Raw genomic sequence first — 11,926 nt, forward strand, 5'->3', positions numbered from 1 at the left:
AGATAGAGCATCGCTTTGGAACAAGTCGCTTTCCCTTCAAATAAATAGTAATAACGAAATTTCAGCAAATTTTTAGTTCGAAAAACTCCTAATATAATGAATCAACTGCCATGCTTCTTCATCCTTAAGGTTTTTGAAGGCAGGCATGATGGTTCCCGGAGAACCCGTCTTGATGATGCCGAACATTTGCCCATCGGAAATGTCTTTCATTGTCTCAGAGCAGGTGAAATTTCGGGGCGCGGGATTGCTGCCTGACCCTGCGGGTCCCTTGCCATCCCCACGTTTCCCATGACAAAGCTCGCAGGTCATGGGCTTAGCCGTTTTATGAAACAACGTCTCTCCCGCTTTCAAATTGGCGGGTGTCGCTTGCAGGGGGTTTTGCTTGCTCATGTATTCCGAGGAAACCGCCTTGGTATTGCGGTTTTGTGGACAATCTCCTGAGTTCTTCGTCCCCGCTGCTGCAACTACTTTTTCCCCACCTTTAAAAGTTTCCCTCATATAAGCGATGACATCAGCAACACCTTGAGATTTTAGAGTAAGACCCCAGTAAGGCATATAGTGTGATTTTCCAACCGCTTTACCGCCGTAATAGACTATGTTGTAGAGATAATCCAGAGGATATTGATCCAGGGCCGTTTGAGCGTGAACAGCGGGTTTGGGATTCAGACCCGATGCCGCCGGCCCATCGCCTTTTCCATCAGGACCATGACATTGTGAGCAATACTCTTTATAAATGGTCTTCCCTCGACTGGTACTGGCGTTTTTAAAATATTCACTCTTCCAGGGCTCATAAAATTTAAAACTATCATCCCCTTCTGTCGCTATAAAACCTGAAATGTAATGAAGCCCAAGTTCGCTCACATCGGCCACAAATTCTCCACTATGAGGAACAAAATCAGGTGGATTGGAGTTGAAACGCAAGATCCAGTCCTTGTTCAAACGTTTCCCTACACCAACGAAGGACGCACTTTGCGGCCCACCCATTTTTTTCCCGTCGTCCATGATCTGGTGACATCCGGTACAGGAATGTTCAATGAACAACTGCCTGCCGAAAGCAGCATGCAATTCTGTGAAATGAGACAGGTCGAGGGCGTCCTTCTTGACTCGCGGATCCATAAAATGTTTTTTAAAATAATCCGCCACCAATTCCGCGTCCGCTTCGGACAAGACTACGTGTTTCAAGGCCTTAGTCGACTCATCCCACCGGTAATTTTTTGGATAAATGTTATCTTCTTTACCCGTCAAGAAACTTATTAACCAGGGGCGTTTAAATTTGATTCCAGCCCACATTAAATCCGGCGCTTTGATCTCAAATCGGGATTTTCCCTCCCCAGTCGTTCTGTGGCATTCAGAGCATTGGTTTTTTATGATTTGTTTGGCTTTCTCTTCGCTACTGGCCGAAGCTAAACTGGGCGCAATTAAGAAAAATAAACAGAAATGAAAAAAAACCCCTGCTATATTTTTTCTAATTTTACTTGATCGTTGAAGCATAATATTTACTCCTTATATTTAAGTACTTCACTCCGCGTCTGAAAAAATTTCATCTCTCGTTATTTATTTCTTAAATCCCCGTGGCTTACCTCCATCAGATTTTTTCTGGCTCTTGAGCCAAGTAGAACTTAAAAACTAAGCCTCTTTTCAAACTGCGGTAGAAAAATTTTCGGCTCATAATTAGGCCGCTCAGCAGGTAACTGCGCCTTATGGCCTTAAAAATATTATGGTCATTTAAATGATGTCCCTCAGCAACCCGTATGTCAAGTTTCGCCCCGTTTTCTACCTTACCTTTTTTGTGGCGCACAGATCCGTCCACCGCACGATACGGATCATCATGTCCATGACATGTATCGTGTCGTGTCGGCTTGCGGTATTGTTCAATTCCAATTTCGAATTTCACCGACATGCCAAGGACTATTGTTTCATTTCTGCCCACCCTGTTTACCTAACTACAGCTATGACGCGCAACCTGCAAGATCTGTTGTCTTAACCAGCATCGCTTTAAGTACGCCATTGGCTAAATGGATTGGAGAGTGTTGGTATCGGCTTTGAAACTGGCAATCGAGGCTAGTAACTTGTCGATGGCTACGTCGGCGCTGCCACTACCGGGAGTATCATAGCCATCCGGAATAGGCTGGGTCAGACCATGGCCCATTTCGCTTTAAAATCGCGAAGGTCGGCTTACCGCCCAGCGCTTGAATGGCAGAGCTATTGCTTTACGGGATGCCTGTCATTAAAGTTCTGAGCGTTGTGATAGAAAACATGGACGACGCTCCATTGATCGGAGGTGTCCTGAGTTTTGGACGAATTAAATTGCGCAAGTCTACTGTGCGGTCCAGAGTCAAAAATAGATTTCTGACGAGAATGCTGTACTACATCGTCCTCCAATCCCGCCACTGCTGATCGCCGATCGAATCGAGAATTAAATTGATTCAATGCGCTCTGCGTCGATGAAACCTTAGCACGGAGCTTGCCCAACGTGGCATTTCCAGTTCGTTCCAGGCTCGGCGGTCAGCGATTGACCCAAGCTGATTCAACGCGGTTGCGCCCACCCAATTTGGCCTTGTACATCGCCTCATCGGCAGCTTTGAACAGGGTCGTAAAATCCACCACCATATCCTTGGGCACTGTGGCCAAACCGATACTGGCAGTAACAAAAATTCCCTCAGGCAACCTGACCTCAATGCTCTTGCGCAGGTTTTCGGCGAAGCCGATGGCGTTGGTCTGGTCACGGCTTATTAGCGTGACACAAAATTCTTCGCCACCCACCCGTGCAGCAATGTCCCCACTCAAACAATGCTCATGTAGCACCTGGGCCGTTTCAAACAAGACAGTGTCGCCTACGTCATGGCCCTTGGTGTCGTTAACTCTCTTGAAGTGATCCAAGTCCAGCAGCAAAAAACTGACCGGGATGCCATGCTGCATCGCCTTAGTCATCCGCTGGGAGCCGACCTCTGACATATAGTGCCGATTAAACAAACCAGTGAGTTGGTCTGTTAGCGCCAGATGGCGCAGATAATCACGTTGCGCCTCAACTTGCTCAAACAATTGCTTCTGTTTGAGCAAATTATGTACCCGAACTTCAAGCTCCTTGGAGGCGACTGGTTTTGCTACGAAGTCGTTGGCACCATAGCTAATAACGTCAAGCTGGCGCTCTTTACTGATGGAACCGGAAACAGCAAGAAACGGTACACGGCAGTAGGGTTCGTCCAGCTGCCTGATGGCCCGCACCAAGCCAAGCCCGGTGAGGTCTCCTTTGAGTTGAACATCTGAAATAACGATGTCGAATTTTCGTTTCCTGAAGAGATCAAAAGCGTCTTCGGCGCTCGCCAGTGTTGTCACCGTAAGGCCCATGCCGCGTAATACTTCACCAAAAAAATTGGCCATCATCGGACTATCTTCGACCAACAGTGCCATTCCGGTTAACGTTTCTGTCGACCGGCTATCCTTTTCGAATTCGGTGATATAGTCAGCGAGCGCACTAAGATTAGATTTGTGAAATATCTGAGTGATGCCGGCTTCCTTGGCATCTGTTTCAAGATTAGGATCATCTGACCCAGTGAGCATTAAAACCGGGATGTTATGTCCAGAAGGATGCTGCCTGATTTCCTTGCACAACTCCAATCCGGATCCATCGGGCAGTACGCCTTCGACACAGACGATGTCTATTTCGCCCGCCACGATAAACGTCCGCGCAGCCTGAACTGAATGGACAAAAGTAAGCTGTTTTGAAAGAAACAACAAATGCCGGTGGATAGTATTTTGCGAAAACTTTGAAGAAACCAACATTAAGGCTCTCATTGCTCATCTTTTTAAAAAAACATTTATTTTAATTTAGCACAAAATCAATAGCTACCAATGAAATCATTTTTTTCTACTCCGATGCCGTTATGACGCATAACTCGAGCAAACAGACTGTCAGACTTCCACCCATTTAAAAATTAAATTTTGCATGTACCCGCTTGCCTGCGCGCCTCTTTTGGTCGAAATACGACGTTGCTCGAAAAAATTATCGCTTGTCTACATGAATCAATTGACTATTACCACGAACTCTGCAACAGTTACCGCTATGTCAATAACCACATCCAGGCTGATTGCATTGTTCATGCTGCTGTGGCTGCCGCTTTCCATCGGTAGCGCACTGTCCGCCTCGTTTGCCATGCAGATGCAACCTGGCAGCTGCCATGAGTCCATGGTAATGTCGCAACACGACAATCAAGCCGCGAATACTGATACTTCTGCTCCTTGCGCGGCTTGCGGTGTCTGCCTACTGGTTTGCCACAATTTCGTGGTTTTTCAGTCTAACCTTGACCCCTTGGTCACCACAACCAAGCAACTCATTAGATTCACACTTGAGATTTTTATCTCTCACGTTTCTGCCCCGCTACTTCACCCTCCATCTACCCGCGCCTGACGCGGGACAAATCCGTCTGTTGTTTTCATAAGCCGGTTCTCCTCCCGCGCTGTTCGGTGCCGCGACTGTACGTCGTTTTTTTTCGTGCATCGCCAAGCACTTCGTCCCCCTAAATTCATTCAGCAAAGTATTTAGTCTCGCGCATTGCGTCACATAAATAATCACGAGTCGGCTATGCGTCAGTCGTTGATCACCGCGACTGACGCACTAAAGGGAGGAAACAGAATGCAAAACTTGATCAAAAATTTTCTTCGTGCCTGGTTGCTGGCCTCTTTGCTAGCGCAGATTGGGCTGGCAGCAGCGGAAGACTCATTACTGCTGGAAGATGCAGTAACACTCGCTGTGGCGGGTAATTCCGGCCTGGCAAAAATTGGCGCCCGAGCGCGGGCGTTGGCCGAGGTGCCGTCACAGGTTGGCACGCTTCCTGATCCAACACTGTCACTGAATGCACTCAATTTGCCGACGGATACATTTTCGCGCTCGCAGGAAGCAATGACACAGATGCAGATCGGCATTGCCCAAACATTGCCCTTTCCGGGTAAATTGGGCTTGCGTGAAGAAGCGGCACAGTTTGATGCCGCAGCTGCAGAATGGGACACCCTGGAAACCCGGCTTGTGGTTATCCGTAATGTCCGCATGACATGGTGGAACCTGTTTTATCTGGATCGGGCAATTTTTATTGCTCGACAAAATCAAGTCCTGCTACGCCAATTCGTCAAGATCGCAGAAATAAAATATAAGACCGGCCAAGGCCTGCAATCTGATGTACTGCTGGCTCAGGTGGAGCTGTCCAAATTATTGGATGTTGAAATCAGTTTGCAAGCATCGCGTCGAGGTCAGGCTGCGCAAATGAACGCACTGCTTAACCGGCCCGCAAACATGCAGGTGAAATTACCACAGGAGGCGAATGAATTATTGCCCGATTATCCTGACATAGCACCATTGCGCAAGCTGGCTCTTGATACCCGGCCGACGCTATCTGCGCAGCGTAGTCAACTGGATGCGGCGCATACACGCGTAAATTTGGCCGAAAAAGATTATTACCCGGATTTCAAGCTGGGTGCGGCGTATGGTGCACGCAATGGCAGTAACCCTAATGGCAGCGCACGAGCCGATTTCACCAGCATCATGTTCAGCATGAATCTACCGATTTACACTGGGAAAAAACAAGATCGGGCGTTGGCTCAACGCAAAGCCGAAGTGGTCAAGGAAAAATTCAGTCTGGAAGACCGAGTGGTGCAGGTGGACACAGAGATCGAGCAGGCCCTGGCCGATTATCGCGCCGGCCATGATCAGGCATCATTGTTTAAAACCGGTATTATTCCGCAGGCAAGCATGACGGTGTCATCCATGCTGGCAGCCTATCAGGTGAACAAGGTAGATTTCTTAAATCTCGTGCGTTCGCAGATCACACTTTACAACTATGAAACACAATACTGGAAAGCATTAAGTTCAGGCTGGCAGGCTTGGGCAAGGCTGGAGGCCGCAGTCGGCACGACGATACCTCGCAATTATGCCCTCAAAACGGACCAGGGGAGGGCTCATGAATAGGAATATCATTTTAACGGCAGTCATTGCCTTGCTGATCGGCAGTGGCATCGGCTATTGGATATTCTCCGGCAAGCCTGCCGGATCGGCTAGCAAGCAAGCAGCAATAAGTGAACGTAAAGTGTTGTTCTATCGCAACCCGATGACCCCGGCCAGAACCTCTCCAGTTCCGGCCAAGGATGAAATGGGCATGGATTATATTCCCGTGTACCAAGAGGATGGTACGGCAACGGATGCGCCAATAGGAACGGTCAAAATTGATCCCACCGTTGTTCAGAATATTGGCGTCCGGACCACAACCGTGAAGCGTGCCGCCCTCTCCCGAAATATTCGCACGATCGGCCGAGTTACCTATGATGAACAGCGGGTCGCGCGCCTGCATCCAAAATATGATGGCTGGATTGAGAAATTATTTGTCCATAATACCAGCGATCAAGTCAATATCGGCACTATGCTGGTATCCATATATTCACCCCAACTTGTGGCTACCCAAGAAGAATATCTCCTTGCACTGAATAGTGCAGAAATACTGAAAAACAGTCCATTTCCGGATATTCGCAATGGTGCAGAAAGTCTGCTGCGTTCCGCACAAGAACGCTTGAAATTGTTTGACGTGGCGGAACATCAAGTCAAAAAACTCAAAGCCGACCGCAAAGTGATGAAGGACATACATATCCACTCACCCTTTAATGGCATTGTAATGAACATCGGTGCGCGCGAAGGCGAACGGATCACCCCTGCAACAGAACTTTTCATGATTACGGATCTGTCCCGGATCTGGGTGATCGTGGATATCTACGAGGATGATATGTCCTGGGTACATGAAGGCGATATGTCTGAAATGACGGTAGCAGGCATTCCGGGCCGCATCTTCACCGGGAAGGTCACCTACATCTATCCGTATCTCGAGGCGAAGACACGCACCATCAAGGTGCGTCTGGAGTTCGACAACCCCGGCCTGCTGCTGAAGCCGGACATGTTCGCCAATGTGGATATCCAGGCTGACAAACAAGTGGATGCGCTAGTCGTGCCTGCCGAGGCGATCGTGCGAACCGGCACACGGGAACAGGTGTTCATCCAGCGCGCCCCCGGACGGTTTGAGCCGCGCCAGGTGACGGTCGGCGTGTCAGCGAACGGACAAACCCAGATCGTAAGCGGCCTGATCGAAGGTGAAATGGTGGTGACCTCCAGCCAGTTTCTGTTGGATTCGGAATCGAAGCTGAAAGAAGCAACCGCGAAGATGATGGATGCAGCCAAGTCTAATTCCGGCGCAATCTCCGAAGTCAAACCTGCGCCAACCATGCATCCGGGAATGCCGCCCATGGAGACGCATCAGCCTGACATCGGCGGCGCAGACAGCCACCGCCATCACAACATGGATGACATGAGTGACATGAAAATGAAGGACGCTGACATGAAGGGTATGGTCGGCATGGATGCGGAGGGCAAGCAATGATCCATTCGCTGATTGATACATCGATCAGGAACCGATTCATGGTATTGATTGCGACGCTACTGATTACCTTAGCCGGTTTCCAGGCAATGCGAACCATACCGCTGGATGCAATTCCTGATCTGTCCGATGTACAAGTAATTATCTTTACCGGCTTTCCCGGTCAGGCACCGCAAGTGGTGGAAGATCAGGTGACCTATCCGCTGACTACTGCGATGCTGTCGGTACCGAAAACCACGGTGGTGCGCGGCTATTCGTTCTTCGGTTTTTCAATGGTGTATGTGATCTTTGAAGACGGCACCGACATGTACTGGGCACGCACCCGCGTGCTCGAATATTTGAATTACGCCGCCGATCGCCTGCCCGCTAGCGTCGCGCCTAAATTGGGGCCGGATGCAACCGGCGTGGGTTGGGTGTATGAATACGCGCTAGTGGATAAAACCGGTAAACATGACTTGGAGCAGTTGCGCTCGATCCAGGACTGGTATTTGCGCTATCCGCTGCAGACAGTAGACGGCGTCTCGGAAGTCGCCTCCGTCGGCGGCTATGTCAAGCAGTACCAAGTTGAAGTCAAGCCCGATGCCTTGCTCGCCTACAACATACCGCTATCCAAGGTAAAGCAGGCCATCCAACGCAGCAACAACGACGTGGGCGGTCGTCTGGTGGAAATGGGCGAGACTGAATACATGGTGCGCGCTGCTGGCTATATCAAGAGCCTGCACGATCTGGAAGTGATCCCTGTCGGCGTGGACGCGAACGGCACGCCGATTTATCTCAAGCAACTCGCCAATATTCATCTCGGCCCCGAGCTACGCCGAGGCCTGGTTGAATTGAATGGCGAGGGTGAAGTGGCCGGCGGCGTGGTCATCATGCGCTTTGGCGAGAATGCCATGGCCACCATTAAAGGGGTGCGCGCCAAGCTGGAAAGCCTGAAAAAAGGACTGCCGGAAGGGGTGGAGATAGTCCCGGTCTATGACAGAGGCGACTTGATTGAACGTGCCGTGGACAACCTCAAGTTCAAGTTGATCGAGGAATTCGTCGTGGTCGCGCTGATCTGCCTGCTGTTTTTGATGCATGCCAGAAGCGCGCTGGTTGTCATCATCAGCCTGCCAATCGGGATTTTGATTGCGTTCATGGTCATGCGCTGGCAGGGGCTGTCCGCCAATATCATGTCGCTGGGCGGTATCGCTATTGCCATCGGCACGATGATAGACGGCGCGATCGTGATGATCGAAAATGCCCACAAACATCTTGAGCGTCTGGGTGAAGCGAACAACAACATAAAGGCAAGATGGAAGGCGGTTGGTGCAGCTTCCAAAGAAGTCGGCCCAGCGCTGTTCTTCTCGCTGGTGATCATTACCGTTTCGTTTCTGCCGGTGTTCACGCTACAGGCACAGGAAGGGCGAATGTTTTCCCCGCTGGCGTTCACAAAAACTTATTCCATGGCCGCCGCCGCACTGTTGGCCATCACGCTGGTGCCAGTGCTGATGGGCTTGCTGATACGCGGCAAGATACCGAGTGAAGAACGCAACCCGATCAATGTCTGGCTGAAACGATTGCATCACCCGCTGCTGGATATTGCCATTCGTCGGCGTGGCGTGACCATCGTGCTTGCATTGCTGTTGCTAGCGGCGACGGTTTATCCGGTGCTTAAAACCGGTTCAGAATTCATGCCGCCACTGGATGAGGGCGACGTGTTGTATATGCCGAGCACTTACCCAGGCATTTCCATCACCAAAGCGAAAGAGTTGTTGCAACAAACCGATAAAATACTTTCGACTTTCCCTGAAGTACATCACGTGTTCGGCAAGGTTGGTCGAGCCCAGTCTGCTACCGATGCGGCGCCATTGTCCATGATTGAAACGATCGTGGGCATGAAACCTAAATCCGAATGGCCGAATCCGAACAAGACTACCAAAGAATTGATCAGCGAGATGGATAATGCGATCCAGCTCCCGGGTGTGGCCAACGCGTGGACCTATCCGATCAAGACGCGTATTGACATGCTCTCCACCGGCATCAAGACACCGGTCGGGATCAAAGTCTCCGGCCCGGATTTGAATGTGCTGGACAAGGTGGGCGGCGATATTGAAAAGTCGTTGGTCACCATGCCTGACACGTTATCAGCCTTCGCCGACAAGGCGGTTGGCGGTTACTACCTGGATTTCGATATCAAACGCGAAGAGGCGGCGCGCTACGGATTGACCGTGGGTGATGTGCAGGATGTGGTGCAATCGGCCATCGGAGGCATGAATGTCACTGAAACCGTCGAAGGATTGGAGCGTTATCCGGTAAACCTGCGCTATCCAAGAGAGCTGCGTGACAACATGGAGTTATTGAAGCGCGTGCTGATGATGACTCCGACGGGCGCGCAGATTCCCATTTCGCTGGTAGCCGAGCTTAAGCTGCGGCGCGGCCCGTCAGTGGTAAAAACGGAAAATGCCATCCCCAATGCCTGGATTTATGTGGACATCAAGACCAGCGATATCGGCGGCTATGTGGCTGCGGCGAAAAAACAGATTGAAAACACGGTCAAACTACCGCCCGGATATTCGCTGGCATGGTCGGGGCAATTTGAGTACATGGAGCGTGCTGCCGCACGCATGAAAATAGTTATTCCATTTACCCTGCTGACCATTTTCCTGCTGCTCTATTTCAACTTCCGCAACCTGACAGCGCCCATCGTGGTGATGCTGTCCATCCCGTTCGCGCTGATCGGCGGTTTCTGGACGGTCTGGCTGCTTGGCTACAACCTGTCGGTGGCCGTGGCGGTCGGTTTCATCGCACTGGCCGGCGTATCAGCCGAAATCGGCGTGCTGGTGTTGACCTTCATTGACCAGGCAATCGCCCAACGCCGCGTCGAGAAACCTGGCGCGCTGGAAGTGTCAGACATCACAGCAGCGGTGCTGAACGGCACCACCCAGCGTGTGCGGCCCATCGCCATGACCTCCACTGCCACGATCGCCGGCCTAATACCCATCATGTGGGGTGGCGGCACTGGATCAGATGTAATGCAGCGGATCGCCGCACCGATGATCGGCGGTATGTTTACCGCCACTGTACTATCACTGCTGGTGTTGCCGGTCATTTACGGTTGGGTATTGAATTTGCAGGAAAATCGCCGCGGAAATCAAATCTCCGAACTTGGCTTCAAGTGAGAGGATTAAAGTGAAAAATTAACAACTCTTTTATCTGACTACCACTTTGGTCGGTATAGGCACGGAACTGGCCATCGTCGATGTGGTTGAAGGTCATGTGCCGACTCCTAACATTCGTCAACTGCTCAAAACCTTTATATGGGGGCAGCATAGATGAAACAGCATCAAACAGGACAGGTGATATTTGTTGTCGTTTAACTGGAAAGCGATCGTTATGAGGATGATGAAAACTGGCTATGGAGACGGGCATGCTGAGAAACCATGTGATACTGCGCAACAAAACCTGGCCGAACCATACCGGTCGTATTCACCACAAGAAGCACTCTTACATCAAAAAAAGAACATTTAAGGAGCAAAAAATCATGGTCGAGATTATTCCAAATTTTCATCCAGCAATTGTGCATTTCCCAATTGCCTTTGCCACGGCTGCGGTCGTATTCATCACCACTGGCACGGTATTCAGAAGCTGGTCACATGCAACGCAGTGTCTGATGACAGGCCGTTGGATGCTCTGGAGCACAGCATTATTCGCGCTGATTGCTGCCACATTCGGCTGGTTTGCCTTCAATAGCGTAACTCATGATGAAGTGAGTCATGCCGCCATGACCCTGCATCGTAATTGGGCGCTGGGTACATTGACCGCATTACTTGTGCTCATGGCTTGGGATGTGTGGCGCGGACATTCTGGAAAGCTGCCTTCATATGGTTTTTTGGGGTTACTTGTTACGGCATGGCTGCTCGTGATGAGTACGGCATGGCTCGGTGCGGAGCTGGTATATCGCCATGGAATTGGCGTAATGGCCTTGCCCAAAGCAGAAGGACCGAGCCATAGTCACGCAAGCCATAATCATGAGCATTCGTCAACTGTTGAGCCATCACGAAATGCTGAGCCGGACCAAGAAGCTCTGACTACAGATAGGGCAGCCACAACAAACAAAAATGGTGGTGGGCATACTCATGCACCCGGAATGCCACCTCACTAGCAGTATTGTCAGACTTAATAATTCGTAGCGGAAATTTAAGCTGGGCAAGGGGTAATTTTCGAGCTTTCACCTTGCGGCGAAATAGTCATCGCCCTGCCCAATGTGCAGCCGATTTCCTTTAAGCCTGACAGACTGCTTAGCTTAGAATTACGAATATAGAGGACTCAAGATTGCATAAGTTTTGACTGTATTCCAGCAGCAGTCAAAGCATCGTTGGAGACATCCTGGCAATCAATGAGCGGAGAGCAAAATAACAAACACAGTATCACCACTTGGGCCAGGGCTTGGGCTTGGTATTGGTTAGAGCGTATTCATTAACTAAGATGGCGGAGCAGTCGAACCGCTCGGGGGCGGGGGTAACTTGGATGCATCGGGG

9 protein-coding genes are annotated in these 11,926 nt (G+C 50.4%); 5 read left to right on the forward strand and 4 right to left on the reverse strand.

Translation table 11 applies throughout. The features are described from left to right. Positions 1-72: 72 nt before the first annotated feature. The 4 genes from MJ770_RS03590 to MJ770_RS03605 all read right to left on the reverse strand — a co-directional run bounded on the left by MJ770_RS03590 (position 73) and on the right by MJ770_RS03605 (position 3,783). Positions 73-1,491: a c-type cytochrome gene (locus MJ770_RS03590; RefSeq protein WP_239250236.1), complete on the reverse strand. Its 1,419-nt coding sequence runs from the start codon at positions 1,489-1,491 to the stop codon at positions 73-75. Between the two features lie 94 nt (positions 1,492-1,585). Beyond that, positions 1,586-1,930 carry a hypothetical protein gene (locus MJ770_RS03595; RefSeq protein WP_239250237.1) on the reverse strand — a complete coding sequence of 115 codons (345 nt, stop codon included), beginning with the start codon at positions 1,928-1,930 and terminating at the stop codon, positions 1,586-1,588. A gap of 81 nt (positions 1,931-2,011) precedes the next feature. Further along, entirely contained in the window at positions 2,012-2,149 is a 138-nt protein-coding gene (locus tag MJ770_RS03600; RefSeq protein ID WP_239250238.1) for a hypothetical protein, read from the reverse strand. Between the two features lie 356 nt (positions 2,150-2,505). After that, a complete protein-coding gene (locus MJ770_RS03605) occupies positions 2,506-3,783 on the reverse strand; it encodes a diguanylate cyclase (RefSeq protein WP_239250239.1) in 1,278 nt (425 codons plus the stop codon). 280 nt (positions 3,784-4,063) lie between these two features. Here MJ770_RS03605 and MJ770_RS03610 point away from each other — a divergent pair, with 280 nt between their 5' ends. The 5 genes from MJ770_RS03610 (at position 4,064) to MJ770_RS03630 (ending at position 11,550) form a co-directional block, all read left to right on the forward strand. Further along, the gene (locus MJ770_RS03610; protein WP_239250240.1) at positions 4,064-4,408 is read left to right on the forward strand and encodes a DUF2946 domain-containing protein; all 345 of its coding nucleotides are present in this window, start codon (positions 4,064-4,066) and stop codon (positions 4,406-4,408) included. A gap of 225 nt (positions 4,409-4,633) precedes the next feature. Further along, a complete protein-coding gene (locus tag MJ770_RS03615) occupies positions 4,634-5,959 on the forward strand; it encodes a TolC family protein (RefSeq protein ID WP_239250241.1) in 1,326 nt (441 codons plus the stop codon). Beyond that, complete coding sequence (locus tag MJ770_RS03620; protein ID WP_239250242.1) at positions 5,952-7,412, forward strand: efflux RND transporter periplasmic adaptor subunit; 1,461 nt, start codon at positions 5,952-5,954, stop codon at positions 7,410-7,412. The genes MJ770_RS03615 and MJ770_RS03620 overlap by 8 nt, the downstream gene beginning before the upstream one ends. Beyond that, on the forward strand, positions 7,409-10,567 hold the full coding sequence (locus tag MJ770_RS03625; RefSeq protein WP_239250243.1) for an efflux RND transporter permease subunit: 3,159 nt from the start codon (positions 7,409-7,411) through the stop codon (positions 10,565-10,567). The genes MJ770_RS03620 and MJ770_RS03625 overlap by 4 nt, the downstream gene beginning before the upstream one ends. Positions 10,568-10,815: 248 nt before the next feature. Beyond that, positions 10,816-11,550: a DUF2231 domain-containing protein gene (locus MJ770_RS03630; protein WP_239250244.1), complete on the forward strand. Its 735-nt coding sequence runs from the start codon at positions 10,816-10,818 to the stop codon at positions 11,548-11,550. Positions 11,551-11,926: the final 376 nt, after the last annotated feature.

Origin of the sequence: Candidatus Nitrotoga sp. M5 (assembly GCF_927904885.1) — a bacterium.
Lineage (GTDB): Bacteria > Pseudomonadota > Gammaproteobacteria > Burkholderiales > Gallionellaceae > Nitrotoga.

Coding starts and splice junctions, on each gene's coding strand:
- MJ770_RS03590 (WP_239250236.1), bottom strand. CDS start 1,491: ATGCTTCAACGATCAAGTAAAATTAGAAAAAATATAGCAGGGGTTTTT.
- MJ770_RS03600 (WP_239250238.1), bottom strand. CDS start 2,149: ATGGGCCATGGTCTGACCCAGCCTATTCCGGATGGCTATGATACTCCC.
- MJ770_RS03605 (WP_239250239.1), bottom strand. CDS start 3,783: ATGTTGGTTTCTTCAAAGTTTTCGCAAAATACTATCCACCGGCATTTG.
- MJ770_RS03610 (WP_239250240.1), top strand. CDS start 4,064: ATGTCAATAACCACATCCAGGCTGATTGCATTGTTCATGCTGCTGTGG.
- MJ770_RS03615 (WP_239250241.1), top strand. CDS start 4,634: ATGCAAAACTTGATCAAAAATTTTCTTCGTGCCTGGTTGCTGGCCTCT.
- MJ770_RS03620 (WP_239250242.1), top strand. CDS start 5,952: ATGAATAGGAATATCATTTTAACGGCAGTCATTGCCTTGCTGATCGGC.
- MJ770_RS03625 (WP_239250243.1), top strand. CDS start 7,409: ATGATCCATTCGCTGATTGATACATCGATCAGGAACCGATTCATGGTA.
- MJ770_RS03630 (WP_239250244.1), top strand. CDS start 10,816: ATGCTGAGAAACCATGTGATACTGCGCAACAAAACCTGGCCGAACCAT.